This window comes from Labrys wisconsinensis, assembly GCF_030814995.1.
In the GTDB taxonomy this organism is placed as follows: Bacteria; Pseudomonadota; Alphaproteobacteria; order Rhizobiales; family Labraceae; genus Labrys; species Labrys wisconsinensis.
The window spans coordinates 313,290-330,136 of record NZ_JAUSVX010000001.1 but is presented as its reverse complement, the minus strand read 5'-3'; the positions used below and the strand labels follow the sequence as shown (position 1 = coordinate 330,136).

At 70.0% G+C, this 16,847-nt stretch carries 13 protein-coding genes and 1 CRISPR repeat array (1 of these 14 only partly in view); of the genes, 4 read left to right on the top strand and 9 right to left on the bottom strand.

Annotated features, from left to right (window positions below; all coding sequences use genetic code 11):
- Positions 1-28 precede the first annotated feature (28 nt).
- Positions 29-478: a MarR family winged helix-turn-helix transcriptional regulator gene (locus QO011_RS01495; protein WP_307266731.1), complete on the top strand. Its 450-nt coding sequence runs from the start codon at positions 29-31 to the stop codon at positions 476-478.
- Positions 475-2,013 (top strand): MDR family MFS transporter, encoded by a 1,539-nt coding sequence (locus QO011_RS01490; RefSeq protein WP_307266729.1) that lies wholly within the window; start codon positions 475-477, stop codon positions 2,011-2,013. The genes QO011_RS01495 and QO011_RS01490 overlap by 4 nt, the downstream gene beginning before the upstream one ends.
- Before the next feature lie 72 nt (positions 2,014-2,085).
- Here the strand turns inward: QO011_RS01490 and rpsA are convergent, their stop codons facing one another.
- A complete protein-coding gene (rpsA, locus tag QO011_RS01485) occupies positions 2,086-3,783 on the bottom strand; it encodes a 30S ribosomal protein S1 (RefSeq protein WP_307266726.1) in 1,698 nt (565 codons plus the stop codon).
- Positions 3,784-4,097: 314 nt separating this feature from the next.
- On the bottom strand, positions 4,098-4,325 hold the full coding sequence (locus QO011_RS01480; protein WP_307266724.1) for a hypothetical protein: 228 nt from the start codon (positions 4,323-4,325) through the stop codon (positions 4,098-4,100).
- A 329-nt stretch (positions 4,326-4,654) separates the two neighbouring features.
- Between QO011_RS01480 and tkt the strand changes: the two genes are divergently transcribed.
- Complete coding sequence (tkt, locus tag QO011_RS01475; protein WP_307266722.1) at positions 4,655-6,700, top strand: transketolase; 2,046 nt, start codon at positions 4,655-4,657, stop codon at positions 6,698-6,700.
- A gap of 345 nt (positions 6,701-7,045) precedes the next feature.
- Here the strand turns inward: tkt and QO011_RS01470 are convergent, their stop codons facing one another.
- From QO011_RS01470 to QO011_RS01445, 6 genes are all read right to left on the bottom strand, one after another.
- The gene (locus QO011_RS01470; RefSeq protein WP_307266720.1) at positions 7,046-7,264 is read right to left on the bottom strand and encodes a formate dehydrogenase subunit delta; all 219 of its coding nucleotides are present in this window, start codon (positions 7,262-7,264) and stop codon (positions 7,046-7,048) included.
- The gene (gene fdhD, locus QO011_RS01465) at positions 7,254-8,072 is read right to left on the bottom strand and encodes a formate dehydrogenase accessory sulfurtransferase FdhD (RefSeq protein ID WP_307269181.1); all 819 of its coding nucleotides are present in this window, start codon (positions 8,070-8,072) and stop codon (positions 7,254-7,256) included. The genes QO011_RS01470 and fdhD overlap by 11 nt, the downstream gene beginning before the upstream one ends.
- A gap of 2 nt (positions 8,073-8,074) precedes the next feature.
- Positions 8,075-10,951 carry a formate dehydrogenase subunit alpha gene (gene fdhF, locus QO011_RS01460; protein WP_307266717.1) on the bottom strand — a complete coding sequence of 959 codons (2,877 nt, stop codon included), beginning with the start codon at positions 10,949-10,951 and terminating at the stop codon, positions 8,075-8,077.
- Positions 10,952-11,156: 205 nt separating this feature from the next.
- A complete protein-coding gene (locus tag QO011_RS01455) occupies positions 11,157-12,710 on the bottom strand; it encodes a formate dehydrogenase beta subunit (protein WP_307266715.1) in 1,554 nt (517 codons plus the stop codon).
- Positions 12,707-13,195, bottom strand: coding sequence for a formate dehydrogenase subunit gamma (locus QO011_RS01450; protein WP_307266710.1), 489 nt, complete (start codon positions 13,193-13,195; stop codon positions 12,707-12,709). The genes QO011_RS01455 and QO011_RS01450 overlap by 4 nt, the downstream gene beginning before the upstream one ends.
- A gap of 271 nt (positions 13,196-13,466) precedes the next feature.
- Positions 13,467-13,721 carry a GlsB/YeaQ/YmgE family stress response membrane protein gene (locus tag QO011_RS01445; protein WP_307266707.1) on the bottom strand — a complete coding sequence of 85 codons (255 nt, stop codon included), beginning with the start codon at positions 13,719-13,721 and terminating at the stop codon, positions 13,467-13,469.
- 227 nt (positions 13,722-13,948) lie between these two features.
- Between QO011_RS01445 and QO011_RS01440 the strand changes: the two genes are divergently transcribed.
- The gene (locus QO011_RS01440; protein WP_307266705.1) at positions 13,949-15,658 is read left to right on the top strand and encodes a CHASE3 domain-containing protein; all 1,710 of its coding nucleotides are present in this window, start codon (positions 13,949-13,951) and stop codon (positions 15,656-15,658) included.
- 1 nt (position 15,659) lies between these two features.
- On the opposite strand, the gene QO011_RS01435 is transcribed toward QO011_RS01440, so the two are convergent.
- A complete protein-coding gene (locus tag QO011_RS01435; RefSeq protein ID WP_307266702.1) occupies positions 15,660-16,496 on the bottom strand; it encodes a transglutaminase-like domain-containing protein in 837 nt (278 codons plus the stop codon).
- Between the two features lie 143 nt (positions 16,497-16,639).
- Positions 16,640-16,847: a CRISPR direct-repeat array (repeat unit 32 nt; unit sequence GTTTCGATCCACGCCTCCGCGTGAGAGGCGAC); it runs 553 nt beyond the window's last position.

Below are 16,847 nucleotides of genomic sequence, written 5' to 3'. Positions count from 1 at the left end.
CTACCGATCGACAGGCATGGAACGAGCCGTGGCGGATGTCCTTCCACCCCATGACGCGGACGAGGCCTGGGCGCTGGCCGAGGCGTTGAGACCGGCGCTGCACCGCCTGATGCGCCGGCTCCGGCGCGAGGGGCCGGAGCTCGACATCTCGCCGCTGCAGACGCTGCTGCTCGTCAGCATCGTCAAGCGCCCGGGCATCGGGGTCGTCGAGCTCGCCGCAGAGGAGAAGCTGCGGGGTCCGACCATCAGCGGCCATGTCAAGGCGATGGAGCTGGCCGGGCTGGTGGAGCGCACCCCGCCCGATCCGCGCGACCGGCGCCGCATCGGCCTGATCGCCACCGAGAAGGGGCGGGACCTGCTCGAAACCATCCGGCGCAGCCGCACGGACTGGCTGGCACGCCGCCTGGCGCAGCTGCCGGCGCCGGCTCGCCAGGCGATCCGCGCGGCGATCGCGCCGCTGGAGGAGATCGGCCGATGAGCGAGGCGTCGCAGTCCGCCGTCCCGGCGCCGGAGGCGGCGCCGCCGACGCGCCGCGAGATCCGGGCGGTGTTCCTCGGCCTGATGATCGTGCTGGCGCTCGGCGCCATCGACCAGAGCATCGTGGCGACGGCGCTGCCGCGCATCGTCGGCGACCTCGGCGGCGTCGAGCACCTGTCCTGGGTAGTCACCGCCTATGTCCTGACCTCGACCACGACCATGCCGCTCTACGGCAGGCTCAGCGACCAGTATGGCCGCAAGCCGATGATCTACGCCGCCATCCTGATCTTCCTGCTCGGCTCGGTGCTGAGCGGGGCGGCGCAGACGCTGGTCCAGCTCATCCTGTTCCGCGCTGTCCAGGGCATCGGCGCCGGCGGGCTGATGCCGCTCGCCCAGATCATCATCGGCGACCTCGTGCCGCCGGCCCGGCGCGGCCGCCAGCAGGGGGCGATCGTCGCCGTCATGACCGTGTGCACCATCATCGGCCCGGTGCTCGGCGGCCTCATCACCGACCTGCTCTCCTGGCACTGGATCTTCTACGTCAACCTGCCGATCGGGGCGGCGGCTCTCGCCGTCATCGCCCGCACGCTGCCAAGCCGCCGCCCGGCCGGGTCGCGGCGGATCGACTATGCCGGCGCGGCGCTGCTGACCACCGGCACCACCGCCTTCCTGCTCGCCCTGACCCTGGGCGGGTCGCGCTGGCCCTGGCTGTCGCCCGAGATCGGGCTCGCCGCCGGCACGGCGCTGGCCTGCCTCGTCCTGTTCGTCCGGCATATCGGGCGCGAGCCGGAGCCGGTGCTGCCGCCGGCGCTGTTCGCCAACCGGCTCTTCCTCGTCGCCTGCCTGGTCCTCGCGCTGACCTTCATGGGCCTGCTCGGCGCCAGCCTGTTCTTCCCGCTGTTCTTCCAGGCGGTGATGGGCGCCAGCCCCTCCAGCTCCGGCCTGCTCACGGCGCCGCTGATGGTCGGCCTGGTGATCTCCTCCGTGTTCAACGGCCGGGTGCTGCTGCGCTCGGGCCGCTACAAGCCGGCGCAGCTCGTCGGCCTTGCCGTGGCCGTCACCGCTTTCGCCACGCTGGCCTGGGGCGTCGCCGACGCCTGGGGGCTGACCGCGATCGAGCCGGCGATGCTCCTGCTCGGCCTCGGGCTCGGCCTGGTCATGCCCAACATGACCATCGCCGTGCAGAACGCCCTGCCGACCGCGCATCGCGGCGTCGGCACGGCGGCGCTGGCCTTCTTCCGCTCGCTCGGCGGGCTGGTGGGCGTGGCCGGCGCCGGCGCCATCCTGGCCTGGCGGCTGCGGGCGGCCTCGCTCGGCGTGGAGGGCATGCCGGCCGAGGGCGGCATGCCCCACCTCACCGCCCTGGCGCCGGAGACCCATGCCGCGCTGGTCGAGCTCTACCGGCACGCCATCGCCACCACCTTCGCCGTCGGCACCGGCGTGGCGGCGCTGGGGCTGGTGGCGCTCCTGTTCCTGCCGGAGCTGCCGCTGCGCGCCCACCACGAGGCGGCCGGGCGTCCGGCGGCGGAAGCCTGAGCCCAACAAAAAACCCGCGCCGGCGAGCGGCGCGGGTTCGATCTGCGGTCGGGGCGGCCGGGAGGCCCGGCCTTACTTCTTCTCGTTGCGGGCGCGCAGCGCCGCGCCGAGGATGTCGCCGAGCGAGGCGCCGGCGTCGGACGAGCCGTACTGGGCGATCGCTTCCTTCTCCTCGGCCATCTCCAGGGCCTTGATCGAGACCTGCACCTTGCGGGCCTTGCGGTCGAACTGCACCACGCGGGCGTCGACCTTCTCGCCGGCCGCGAAACGCTCCGGACGCTGGTCGGCACGGTCGCGGGCGAGGTCGCCGCGGCGGATGAAGGCCGTCAGATCGGTGCCGGTGATCTTGACGTCGATGCCGCCTTCCTTGACGTCGATCACCTCGCAGGTGACGACCTGGTTCTTCTTCAATTCGCCCGCGTCGACGAAGGGATCGCCCGCCAGCTGCTTGATGCCGAGCGAGATGCGCTCCTTCTCGATGTCGACGTCGAGCACCACGGCCTTGACCAGGTCACCCTTCTTGAACTCGTCGATCACCTGCTCGCCCGGACGGTTCCAGTCGAGGTCGGAGAGGTGGACCATGCCGTCCACGTCGCCGTCCAGGCCGATGAACAGGCCGAACTCGGTCTTGTTCTTGACCTCGCCCTCGACGACGCTGCCGTTCGGATGGGACTCGGCGAAGTCGGTCCACGGGTTGGAGAGCGTCTGCTTGAGGCCGAGGGAGATGCGGCGCTTGACCGGATCGACCTCGAGGATCTGCACTTCCACTTCCTGCGAGGTGGAGACGATCTTGCCGGGGTGGACGTTCTTCTTGGTCCACGACATCTCGGAGACGTGGATCAGGCCTTCGATCCCCGGCTCCAGCTCCACGAAGGCGCCGTAGTCGGTGATGTTGGTGACGCGGCCCTTGAAATTGGCCTGGATCGGGTACTTCGCCTCGATGCCCTGCCACGGATCGGCCTGGAGCTGCTTCATGCCCAGGGAGATGCGGTGGGTCTCGTGGTTGATCTTGATGATCTTGACCTTGACCTGCTGGCCGATGGTCAGGAGCTCGGTCGGATGGTTGACGCGCCGCCAGGCGATGTCGGTGACGTGCAGCAGGCCGTCGATGCCGCCGAGGTCGACGAACGCACCGTAATCGGTGATGTTCTTGACCACGCCGTCGACCACCTGGCCCTCTTCGAGGTTCTGGACGATCTCGTGGCGCTGCTCGGCGCGGCTCTCCTCGAGCACGGTGCGGCGCGAGACGACGATGTTGCCGCGGCGCCGGTCCATCTTGAGGATCTGGAAGGGCTGCGGGATGTTCATCAGCGGGCCGACGTCGCGCACCGGCCGGATGTCGACCTGGGAGCGCGGCAGGAAGGCCACGGCGCCGTCGAGGTCGACGGTGAAGCCGCCCTTGACCTGGTTGAAGATGACGCCCTCGACCTTCTCGTTGGCCTCGAACGACTTCTCCAGCTTGACCCAGCTCTCCTCGCGGCGCGCCTTGTCGCGCGAGATCACGGCTTCGCCGAGGGCGTTCTCGATGCGCTCGAGATAGACCTCGACCACGTCGCCGACCTTGATGCCGTTCTCACGGCCGGGGCCGTTGAATTCCTTGAGGGCGACGCGGCCTTCGGTCTTCAGACCCACGTCGATGACGGCGAGGTCCTTCTCGATGGCGACGACGGTGCCCTTGACGACGGAGCCCTCGGCGGCATCGGCGGTGCCGAAGGACTCGTCGAGCATTGCGGCGAAATCTTCGCGCAGTGCGAGTGCGTGTGCGGACATGCAGGTTTCCTGGCGCCGGCTGGTTGGTGTTGATCATCGCTCCCGCCGCACGGCACGGATCGCATCTCGTCGGAGAGATCGGCGATCCGAAACGGCTGCCCCCGATGATCGGGCGGCGATGCCGGCCGGCGCGTGGCCCGCAGGGCAGGAACGTCAGTCCAAGTCCGGGCGGCCGGTTCCGGAGAACCCGGCGCGGGGGTCTTGCCCCGTGCACCCGATCGGCGGCCCATGACCGCGGTCGCGGGCAGCCCGAACGGGGGCTCCCTTAGCAATATGCGCGGCTTTGGGCAAGGGCGCCGGCGCGTCCGCCGCTCTTATGCCTCCGAGCGGACCATCCGCTTGATCTCCAGGCGCGGGCGCCCGGACTTCTCGGCGATCGCCTCGTCCTGCTCGATCAGGAACTGCAGCACCGGCGCGTCGCCGTCGAGGCCGCCGACCAGCGAGGAGGGGACGCGGCGGTTCGAGCGGCGGGAATCGTCCTCGTAGATGACGTCGAACAGCACATAGGCACTGTCGAGCGGCTTGGATTTCTTGCGGGCCATGGGATGTCCGATCGGGTTCAGGTTGAACAGGGGCTCAAAACGGCGAAGCCGCCCCAGTGAGCGGCTTCCGGAAGCAAGGCGACTGCAGATCGGACGGCATGGAGGGTGCCGGACCCGCGATCGTGCCCTGATCGTTCGCGCCTTAGATGGAGGCTCGGCGCTCTGCGGTCAAGTTCGACCAATCGACGCAACCTCGGCGGTCCAGGCGTTCGCGGGCGCGCACGACCGCGTGAAGATATCGAGGACGAACGGCGCACAGTTTCGGTGCCGGCGCAGCCGTGCCATACCGATGCATTCCAGACGACCCCGCGAAGAAGGAGCCTCCCATCATGGCTGACGTAACCGCCCCTCCGGCGATCAAGACGGTCCCCAAGCCCCGCGACCAGCACTTGCGGGACCTGGCGGATTGCATCCGCTTCCTGTCCATGGACGCCGTGCAGCAGGCCAAGAGCGGCCATCCCGGCGCGCCGATGGGCATGGCTGATATCGCGACCGTTCTGTACAAGGATTTCATGCAGTTCGATGCGGCCGATCCGCATTGGTTCGACCGCGACCGGTTCCTCCTGTCGAACGGTCACGGCTCGATGCTGCTCTACAGCCTGCTCTACCTGACCGGCTCCACGGACATGACGCTGGATGAGCTGAAGCGCTTCCGCCAGATCGACAGCCGGACCGCCGGCCACCCGGAATACCGGCATGCCGAGGGCATCGAGACGACGACCGGGCCGCTCGGCCAGGGCATCGCCAATTCCGTCGGCTTCGCGCTCGCCGAGCGCATCATGAACGCCAGGTTCGGCGACGATATCTGCAATCACTGGACCTATGTCTTCCTGGGCGACGGCTGCCTGATGGAGGGCATCAGCGAGGAAGCGATCTCCATGGCGGGCCACTACAAGCTCGGCCGCCTCATCGCCTTCTGGGACAACAATTCCATCTCCATCGACGGCGCGACGAGCCTCGCGGTGTCGGACAACGAGGTGGAGCGCTTCCGCGCCTCCGGCTGGCATGTCCAGGAGATCGACGGGCACGACACCGACGCCATCCGCGACGCCATCACCGCCGCCCGCGCCGTGACGGACAAGCCCTCGATGATCGCCTGCAAGACCATCATCGGCTTCGGCTTCCCCACCAAGGCCGGCACCCAGAAGGCCCATAGCGACGCGTCGGGCGAGGAGGAGATCGCCGGCGCCCGCAAGATCCTCGGCTGGGACTCCCCGCCCTTCGTCATCCCCGAGGACTTGCTGCGCGCATGGCGCGAGATCGGCGCCAAGGGCCGCGCCGCCCGCACGGCCTGGGCCGATCGCGTCCAGGCGGCGCCGGAGGACCTGCGCCGGGAGTTCGAGCGGCGCAGCAGCGGCGAGCTGCCCGCCGACTGGAAGGCGGCCATCGCCGCGGCCCGCGCCGAGTTCATCGCCGGCGGCAAGGACCTGGCGACCCGCCAGGCCAGCGGCGCGGTGCTCGACCATCTCGCCGCCGCCATCCCGGAGCTGCTGGGAGGCTCGGCCGACCTCACGCCCTCGAACAACACCCGGGCGAAGGGCATGATCGAGATCAAGCCCGGCGATTACAGCGGCACCTACATGCATTACGGCGTGCGCGAGCACGGCATGGCCGCCGCCATGAACGGCATCGCGCTGCACGGCGGCGTGATCCCCTATGGCGGCACCTTCCTGTGCTTCTCCGATTATTGCCGCCCGTCGATCCGCCTCGCGGCCCTGATGCAGATCCGCACGATCTTCGTCATGACCCATGACTCCATCGGCCTCGGCGAGGACGGCCCGACCCATCAGCCGGTCGAGCATCTCGCGGCGCTGCGGGCGATTCCGCATCTCGGCGTGTTTCGCCCGGGCGATCCGGTCGAGACCGCCGAATGCTGGGAGCTGATCCTGGAGGCGTCGCGCCGCGCCGCCGTCATCGCGCTGTCGCGCCAGCCGATGCCGCTGCTGCGCAAGGAGCCCGGCAACGAGAACAAGTCGGCCAGGGGCGCCTATGTCCTGCTCGAGGCCGAAGGCGGCGAGCGCCGGCTCACGCTGATCGGCACCGGCTCGGAACTGCAGCTCGCGGTCCAGGCGCGGGAGATTCTGCAGAAGGACGGCATTCCGACGGCGGTCGTCTCCATGCCCTGCCGCCTGCTCTTCGAGGAGCAGGACGCCGCCTACAAGAAGGCGGTGATGGGCACGACGCACGCGCGTGTCGCGGTGGAAGCCGCCGTCGAGATGGGCTGGGACCGCTATATCGGCTTCCAGGGCCGCTTCGTCGGCATGCACGGCTTCGGCGCCTCCGGCAAGATCGGAGACGTCTATGCGAAGTTCGACATCACGACGGAGGCCGTGGTCCGTGCGGCGCGCGAAACGCTGGCAGAAGTAGCCGGCTAACAAGTCGTTCGGGAATAACCAAATTGAACGCGACGCCCGCCAATCCCCTCCCCCTTGCGGGGAGGGGTAAGGGGTGGGGGTCGTGCGGAATGAGGTGGATCGGCTTGAAAAAGGGCATGTTGTGACGTGCGCTACGCTCTAGCCTGATGGACCCCCAGCCCCTTACCCCTCCCCGCAAGGGGGAGGGGAGCGGCAGGCGCTGCGTGCTCATTGGCCATCGTCGCGTCTCGCCTGGCCGTATCGGGCCGGACCCTACATCGATTCATCTATCTCCGGACACGCCTTAGCTCGCCGGGCATGAACGTGCTTGCACGGGCGGCCGCCAGCGACCGAAGGCCCCTTGCATCAAGCCGCCTTCTGCCGCAGCTGCTCCAGCGCTTCGCGCACCGGCGGGTCGATCCCGGCGCCGCCGGCGTCGAGATGGGCGAAGATGGCCTCGCGCATGCGCGGCTCCCAGAACTTGCGGATGTGCTCGGCAATGCCGGGAACGGCGACGGCCGGGCCCTGGGAGGCGAAGAACTTGCCGATCTGGTTCGCCATCCGCACGAGCTTGTCAGGCGACATGGGATATCGGCTCCGGTGCGATGCGATCGGGATGGGTGAAGACTTCGAAGCCGTCGCCGCGGGCGACGCCGATCAGGGTGATGCCGGCGGCCTCGGCGGTGCGGACCGCGAGCGCGGTCGGGGCCGAGACGGCGACGATGACCGGCGCGCCGATCGTGGCGGTCTTCTGCACCATCTCCACCGAGACGCGGCTGGTGAGCAGCACCAGGCCCCGGGTCGCCTCGATGCCCGCCCGTGCCAGGGCGCCGGCGAGCTTGTCGAGGGCGTTGTGGCGGCCGACATCCTCGCGCAGGGCGGCGAGGCCGGTGTCGGGGCTCCAGAAGGCGGCGGCGTGCACGGCGCGGGTCTCGTGGTTGAGCACCTGGGCCGGGGCGAGCGCCGCCAGGGCCGCCTCGATCTCGGCCGGAGTGAAGCGCGAGCCGGCCCCGACCCGTGGCGGCGTGCGCAGGGCTTCCGTCAGGCTGTCGATGCCGCAGAGCCCGCAGCCGGTCGGGCCGGCGATCATGCGGCGGCGGGCGGCGAGAGCCTTGGACCGCGGCTCCTTCAGCCACAGGCGCAGCTCGATGCCGTTCTCGTGCTCGAGGGTCTCGAAGTCCTCGATGTCGTCGAGCCCGCCGATCAGGCCTTCGGTCAGGGAGAAGCCGACGGCGAAATCCTCCAGATGGGTGGGGCTGCCCATCATCACGGCATAGGAGCCGCCGTCATAGACCACGGCGAGCGCGGTCTCCTCGGGCACGGCCCGGCTGCCCTCCGCGGCGACCCCGTCGCGGAAGGAGAGGCGGCGGATGCGCTGGGCGCCGGCCGGCATGGTCACTCCGCCGCTTCGGGCAGGGCGATGCGCCGCGCGTTCTTCGCCATCGCCTCGTACTCCTCCTGCCAGGCCGTCGGCCCGTTGGAGGGCATCACCTGCACCGCCGTCACCTTGTATTCCGGGCAATTGGTCGCCCAGTCGGAATAGTCGGTGGTGATGACGTTGGCCTGGGTCGAGGGGTGGTGGAAGGTGGTGTAGACGACGCCGGGGGCGACGCGCTCGGTGATGGTGGCGTGCAGGGACGTCGAGCCGGAGCGGCTATCGAGCTTGACCCAGTCGCCCTCGCGGATGCCGCGCTGCTCGGCGTCGTGCGGGTGGATCTCCAGGAGGTCTTCCTGATGCCAGAGCGAGTTGTCGGTGCGCCGGGTCTGGGCGCCGACATTGTACTGGCTGAGGATGCGGCCGGTGGTCAGCAGCAGCGGGAAGCGCGATCCGGTGCGCTCGTCGGTCGGGATGTACTCGGTGATCATGAAGCGGCCCTGGCCGCGGACGAAATGGTCGATATGCATGATCGGCGTGCCCTCGGGTGCCTTCTCGTTGCAGGGCCACTGCACCGAGCCCATCTCCTCCAGCTTCTCGTAGGAGACGCCGGCGAAGGACGGGGTGAGGCGGGCGATCTCGTCCATGATTTGCGAGGGGTGCTCGTAGCGCATGGAGTAGCCGATCGCCTCGGCCAGCAGCAGCGTCACCTCCCAGTCGGCATAGCGGGCCTTGGGCGCCATCACCTTGCGCACGCGCTGGATGCGGCGCTCGGCATTGGTGAAGGTGCCGTCCTTCTCCAGGAAGGTCGAGCCCGGCAGGAAGACATGGGCGTAGTTGGCGGTCTCATTCAGGAACAGGTCCTGCACGACGACGCATTCCATCGCCGCCAGCCCGGCCGTGACGTGCTTGGTGTCCGGGTCGGACTGGACGATGTCCTCGCCCTGGACGTAGAGGCCTTTGAACGAGCCGTCGACGGCGGCGTCGAACATGTTGGGAATGCGCAGGCCCGGCTCCTTGTCGAGCTTGGCGCCCCAGAACTCCTCGAACATGGTGCGGACGCTGTCGGTGCCGATATGGCGATAGCCCGGCAATTCGTGCGGGAAGGAGCCCATGTCGCAGGAGCCCTGCACGTTGTTCTGGCCGCGCAGCGGGTTCACGCCGACGCCCTTGCGGCCGAGATTGCCGGTGGCCATGGCGAGATTGGCGATGGCCATCACCGTGGTCGAGCCCTGGCTGTGCTCGGTGACGCCGAGGCCGTAATAGATCGCGCCGTTGCCGCCGGTGGCGTAGAGCCGGGCCGCGCCGCGCACGTCCGCCGCCTTGACGCCGGTATATTGCTCCACCGCCTCGGGGCTGTGGCGCGGGTCCGACACGAACTCGGCCCAGGCCTGGAACGCCTCCATGTCGCAGCGCTCGCGCACGAAGGCCTCGTCGACCAGGCCCTCGGTGACGATGACATGGGCCAGCGCCGTCAGCATGGCGACATTGGTGCCGGGCAGGAGCGGCAGGTGGAAATCGGCCTCGACATGGGCCGAGCGGACGATGTCGGTCTTGCGCGGATCGACGACGATCAGCCGGGCCCCGGCGCGCAGCCGCTTCTTCAGGCGCGAGGCGAAGACGGGGTGGCCGTCGGTCGGGTTGGCGCCGATGATGATGACGACGTCGGTGTCCTCGACCGAATCGAAGTCCTGGGTGCCGGCCGAGGTGCCGAAGGTCTGGCCGAGGCCGTAGCCGGTCGGCGAATGGCAGACGCGGGCGCAGGTGTCGACATTGTTGTTGCCGAAGCCGGCGCGGATCAGCTTCTGCACCAGGTAGGTTTCCTCGTTGGTGCAGCGCGAGGAGGTGATGCCGCCGATCGAATCCTTGCCGTACTTGGCCTGGATGCGCTTGAACTCCGAGGCGGCGTGGGCGATCGCCTGCTCCCAGGTCACTTCCTGCCAGGGGTCGCTGATCCGCTCGCGGATCATCGGCTTCAGGATGCGCTCCTTGTGGGTGGCGTAGCCCCAGGCGAAGCGGCCCTTGACGCAGGAATGGCCGCGATTGGCCTTGCCGTCCTTGTAGGGCACCATGCGCACCAGCTCCTCGCCGCGCATCTCGGCCTTGAAGGCGCAGCCGACGCCGCAATAGGCGCAGGTGGTGACGACCGAGTGCTCGGGCTGGCCGATCTCGATCACCTTCTTCTCCGTCAGCGTCGCCGTCGGGCAGGCCTGGACGCAGGCGCCGCAGGAGACGCATTCGGACTCGAAGAAGGCTTCGTTCATGCCGGGCGAGACGCGGCTGTCGAAGCCGCGGCCGGAAATGGTCAGCGCGAAGGTGCCCTGCACCTCCTCGCAGGCCCGCACGCAGCGCGAGCAGACGATGCACTTGGCGGGATCATAGTTGAAATAGGGGTTGGAGCCGTCCTGCGGCATCCAGTTCTCGTTGGCGTGCCCGTCGGTCCTGGCGAAGACGTGGTTCTCGCCCTCGTAGCCGTAGCGGACCTCGCGCAGGCCGACCTGGCCGGCCACGTCCTGCAATTCGCAATCGCCGTTGGCGGCGCAGGTGAGGCAGTCGAGCGGATGGTCAGAGATATAGAGCTCCATCACGCCCTTGCGGATCTCCTTGAGCCGCTGGGTCTGGGTGTGGACCACGATGCCCGGCGCGACCGGCGTGGTGCAGGAGGCCGGCGTGCCGGCGCGACCCTCGATCTCGACGAGGCACATGCGGCACGAGCCCCAGGCGTCCACCATGTCGGTGGCGCAGAGCTTGGGGATCTGCGTGCCCATCTCCATGGCGGCGCGCATGATCGAGGTGCCCTCGGGCACGGAGACCGCGACGCCGTCGATGGTGAGCGACACCATCTTCTCGGACTTCGAGAGAGGCGTGCCGTAGTCGGTTTCGTGAACGAGAGACATAGCGGTCACCTCAGCAGGCAAGGGCGGGTATCGGCTTCGTCACGGCGCCAGGACCGGCGATCCTGCCATGGACGGTGGGCGGAGGGCATCGGGACGATCGCGGCCGCCGCGGCGGCGCTCCGGCCGTCCGCTCCCCTCGTCGCACGGGAGGCGAGGCCCGGGGCCTTGCTTCCCTCAATATAGGGCGGGATGCCGGCCATCGCCATCATTCCGCTGCCACCCGGTGCGGGGTGACGTCGAAATCCTCGGGGAAATGCCGGATGGCCGACAGGACGGGATAGGGCGTGAAGCCGCCGAGAGCGCAGAGCGAGCCGAACTTCATGGTCTGGCAGAGGTCCTCGACCACGGCGATATTGCGCGCCACGTCCTGGCCGGCGATGATCTTGTCGATGGTCTCGGCGCCGCGGATGGCGCCGATGCGGCAGGGCGTGCATTTGCCGCAGGACTCGATGCTGCAGAATTCCATGGCGAAGCGCGCCTGGCGCTTCATGTCGACGGTGTCGTCGAACACCACGATGCCGCCATGGCCGATCAGGCCGTCGCGGGCGGCGAAGGATTCATAATCGAACGGCGTGTCGAACAGGGCGCGCGGGAAATAGGCGCCGAGCGGGCCGCCGACCTGGACGGCGCGCACCGGCCGGCCGGAGAGCGTGCCGCCGCCGATATCGTCGACCAGCTCGCCGAGGGTGACGCCGAAGGCGACCTCGGCGAGCCCGCCGTAGCGGATATTGCCGGCGAGCTGGATCGGCATGGTGCCGCGCGAGCGGCCCATGCCGAAGTCGCGGTAGAAGGCGGCGCCGCGGGCGAGGACGATCGGCACGGTCGCCAGCGACAGCACGTTGTTGATCACCGTCGGCCGCGCGAACAGGCCCTTGTGGGCGGGCAGCGGCGGCTTGGCCCGCACGGTGCCGCGCTTGCCCTCCAGGCTCTGCAGGAGCGAGGTCTCCTCGCCGCAGACATAGGCGCCGGCGCCGACCCGGACCTCCATGTCGAAGGCATGGGCCGAGCCGAGCACGGCCCGGCCGAGCATCCCGCCGCGCCGCGCCGCTGTCATGGCCGCTTCCATGGCGGCGACGGCGTGGGGATATTCGGAGCGGATATAGACGAAGCCCTTGGTCGCGCCGGTGGCGATGCCGGCGATGGCCATGCCCTCGATCAGGCAGAAGGGGTCGCCCTCCATCAGCATGCGGTCGGCGAAGGTGCCGCTGTCGCCCTCGTCGGCGTTGCAGACGATATATTTGCGGTCGGCCTTGGCGTCGGCCACCGTCTTCCACTTGATGCCGGTGGGAAAGCCGGCGCCGCCGCGTCCGCGCAGGCCCGACTGGGTGACGGCCTCGACGATGGCGGCCGGGCCGATCTCGATCGCCTTGCGCAGGCCTTCGAGGCCGCCATGGGCCTGGTAGTCCTCGAACGAGCGCGGGTCGACGATGCCGGTGCGCGCCATGGTGAGGCGCGTCTGGCGCTTGAGGAAGGGCAGGTCCTCGGGGCGGCCGACGCGCAGGCGATGGGCGCCGTCTCCCGCGAGCGCCTCGATCAGGCCCTCGGCGTCATCGGGCGTGACCGGGCCGTAGCCGATGCGTCCGGCCTCGGTCACGACCTCGACCAGCGGCTCCAGCCAGTAGAGGCCGCGCGAGCCGGTGCGGGTGACGGTGAGCTCGAGGCCGCGGGCCATGGCCGCGACCTGCAGCGCCGCCGCCACCTCGTCGGCGCCGACGGCGAGGGCGCCGGCATCGCGCGGGATCGTGAGGTGCAGGCTCATCGCAGCGTCTCCGCCAGCACGGCGTCGAGGCGCTTCTCGTCGAGGCGGGCGACGACGCGGTCGTCGATCAGCGCCGCGGGCGAAAGGGCGCAGAGACCGAGGCAGTAGATCGGCTCCAGCGTGACGCGGCCGTCCGGCGTGGTCTCGCCGAAGCCGATGCCGAGCTTCTCCTCCAGATGGTCGGCGAGGCGCTCGCAGCCGGCAGCCTGGCAGGACTCCGCCCGGCACAGCTTCACCACATGGCGCCCGGCCGGCTCGCGGCGGAAGTCGTGGTAGAAGGTGACGACCCCGTGCACCTCGGCGCGCGACAGGTTGAGCGCCTCGGCGACCATCGGCACCGCCGGCTCGGGCACGTAGCCGAACGCCGCCATGAAGCCGTGGAGGATGGGCAGGAGCGGCCCTTCGCGGTCCTTGCCGGCAGCGATGATGGCGGCGGCCCGTTCCGCGTTCCAGTCCTCGTATGCCCCGTCCTCGTATGCCTGCATCCACGGCCTCTTTCGAGAGGTTCTAAGGCCGGCGACGATGCGCGCGCGGTCCATCGGAATCAAGAAAGCAGGTTCGTCGCTTGATAGGAATTCTCTATCGCCTGGCCCCATCTTCATCGGTCTTTTCGCAGAACTGGGCTGAAAACGACACGAATCCATCCTCTCGGCGCTGTTCGCGTCGGAAACAGGCTATTCTGCCAATAAAAATTTTTTCCTGGGAATGGAGGCGCCCGAGGCGGGCGAGAGCGTCGCGGCCCCGCCCGCCTTCCGTTCAGGCCCGTCGGACCAGGCGCACGACCAGGAGCAGGATGATGGCGCCGAGCGCGGCGGAGATGATGGCGCCGACGAGGCCGGCGCCGAGATGGACGCCGAGCCGCGGAAAGAGCCAGCCGGCGATGAAGGCGCCGACCACGCCGATGACGAGGTCGCCGACGAGGCCGAAGCCGCCGCCCTGCACCACCATGCCGGCGATCCAGCCGGCGATGAGGCCGACGAGGAGGAAGATGAGCAGGCTTTCTCCGCCCACGGGCGTTCTCCGGTTTGTTGATCCTTCCCTGATTGTGGGGCGGGGGCGACGCCCGGCAAGAGCCGCCGCCCGGTTTCAATGGACGCGCAGGCGCCACACGGTAAGATGAAACCATCGTGACGGCTTCCGCCCGTGCCATAAGGCATGCCGCGAACAGAAGGGATGCGACCGGCGGGCGAGCCTCGGCGGAGCGCGACGAGCCCCGGCGGGGCAGGAGGCTTGCTGGCGTGCGTGTGCCCCGATCGATCCTGCCGCTGGCGCTGCTCATCGTCGTGCTCGCCACCGCGGCCGCCTTCCTGGTGGCGGAGTGGAGGGCCTCGGCGCGCAGCCGCCTCTTGATCGACCATTCCTATGCGGTGATCGACGCCGCCCTGGCCCTGACCGCCGCCATGGCCGATGCCGAGGCTGCCGAGCGCGGTTTCATCGCCACGGGCGCCGAGAGCGCCGCGCAGCCGCTCGACGCGGCGGTGGCGGCCGTGCCGGCGCGGCTCGCCGCGCTGCGCGGCCTGGTGGCGGACAATCCCGAGCACCTCAGGCATGTCGAGGCGGCCGCCTCGCTCTGGGACGCCTGGCAGGCCCGCCTCGCCGCCCTGGTCGCCGAGGCGCGGACCGGCGACGCCGCCGGCGCCCGCGCAGCCCTGGCCGGCGAGGCCGGACGCGCCATGGCGGACGTGCGCGCCGAAGCGGCACGGCTGCAGGCCGGCGAGCGGCAGCTGCTCGCCGAGCGCCTGGCCGAGGGCGACCGCCGGCGCGACCGCCTGGGCCTGGCCATCGGCGCGGTGCTGGTGCTGGCCGGCCTCGGCATGGCGGCCTCGGTGCTCGTCCTGTCGCGGCGCACGACGACGCTGGCGCGCGACGTCAGCTCCCAGCGCCAGATCGCCCGCTCGCTGGAGGAGGCGACCTTCGAGCTCGCCGGCCAGGTCTCCACCGTCCGGGCCGAGCTCACCGACACCGCCCGCCGCTTCGACGCCGCCCTGCGCACGGCGCCGATCGTGCTGGCGAGCCAGGACCGCGAGCTGCGCTACCGCTGGATGCGCAACAGCCTGCTCGGCCAGCCCGCGGAATGGTTCATCGGCCGGACCGATGCCGAGCTGATGCCGGAGCCGGCCCGCTCGCGCATGATCGCCGCCAAGGAGGAGACGCTGCGCAGCGGCGAGCCGCGCGATTTCGAGATCTTCCTCTCCGCCTCCGGCGAGGCCGACGGCAAATGGTACGACGTCCACATCGAATCGACCCGCGACGACAAGGGCTCGATCGACGGCGTCACCTCCGTCCACAGCGAGGTGACCGAGCGCAAGCGCCGCGAGCGCCACATCCGCCTGCTGATGCGCGAGCTGGCGCACCGCTCCAAGAACACGCTGGCGGTGACGCAGGCGATGGCGCGCCAGACCGCGGCGACCGCCGGCGACATGGAGACCTTCCTCGAGCGCTTCGCCGATCGGCTGGAGGCGCTCGGCCGGGCGCATACGCTGCTGGTCGACGAGGGCTGGAGCGGCGCCGGCATCGGCGACATGGTGCGCGCCCAGCTCGGCCATTACGCCGACCTCGTCGGCCGCCAGGTGTTCCTCGACGGGCCCGCCATCACCCTGCCGGCCGAGATGATCCAGAATATCGGCCTCGCCCTGCACGAGCTCGCCACCAACGCCGCCAAATACGGCGCGCTGTCGACGCCGGACGGGCGTGTCGACATCGCATGGTCCGCCGAGCCCGGTGCCGGCGGCACGCTGGCGATCGTGATGAGCTGGCGCGAGAGCGGCGGCCCGCCGGTGACGCCGCCGACCCGGCGCGGCTTCGGGCAGCTGGTGATCGAGCGCACGGTGGCGCGCGCCGTCGGCGGCGAGGTGGAGCTCGACTATGCCCCGGCGGGCCTGCGCTGGACGCTGCGCTTCGAGCGGCCGCCCGAGGTGGGCGAGGCGCCGCTCGCCAACGGCGCCTGAGCTACTCGGCCGCCATCAGGGCAGGCGCCCCGCCGCCGACCTCCTCGGTGATCACCTCGAAGCGGCGCAGCTCATGCCGGCCGAAGGACGAGATCATGGCGACGTCGGCGGCGTCGCGGCCGCGGGCGACGACGATGCGCCCGATGCGCGGCTCGTTGTGGCGGGCGTCGAACGTGTGCCAGGCATCGCCGACATAGGCCTCGAACCAGGCGTTGAAGTCCATCGGCAGCGGCACGGGCGGCACGCCGATGTCGCCGAGATAGCCGTTGCAGTACCGCGCGGGGATGTTGAGGCAGCGGCAGAGCGCCACGGCGAGATGGGTGAAGTCGCGGCACACGCCCACCCGCTCCTCCAGCGCCTGGGCGGCGGTGCGGGTGGCGCGGGCGTGCTCATAGCCGAAGGTGAGGCGCTCGTGCACGAAGTCGCAGACCGCCTGCACCTTGGCCCAGCCGCCGGCAATGCCGCCGAACCGGGCCCAGGCGAAGGTGGCGAGCAGGTCGGTGTCGCAGTAGCGGCTGCCGAGGAGATGGACGAGCGCGGCGTTGGGCAGCTCCGGCACCGGCACGTGGCGCGCGTCGGGCACCACGGCATCCGGCTCGCCGCCGTCGCGGATCAGGCCGCGGCAGTTCAGCGACAGCGTTCCCGGCGGGGTGTCGATGCGCCGGCACAGATTGCCGCCGCCGTCGAGGAAGGGAGCCATGTGCTGCGGCGGCTCGACCGCCAGGCCCTCCTCCTCCAGGATGTCGGCCCGCCGGTCGGGATGGACGTCGAGCACCGTCACCACGGTGGTGGGCTGCGCGACCGCGATGTCGATATGGAAGCCGTAGCGGATCAGCATGGCGGGCCGCCTTCACTGGACAATGGGGATGTCCGGGAGAACGCGGCCCGGCCGGTTCCGTTCCCGGGGCAGGGGCGGATTGTGACGGCAGGACGACATGCGCGGCCTGCGCGGCGAATGTGGTTGCGGCTGCGGACCAGGATGTTCCGATCCACGCCTCCGCGTGAGAGGCGACCGCGGCGCCGAACAGGCCGCCGAGCTGGTCGCCGTTTCGATCCACGCCTCCGCGTGAGAGGCGACGGGTCGGCATGGTAGGCCGCCGCGCTCATGCGGTAGTTTCGATCCACGCCTCCGCGTGAGAGGCGACACCCTTGGTGAGATGCTGGCAGGTCTTGCAGTTGCGTTTCGATC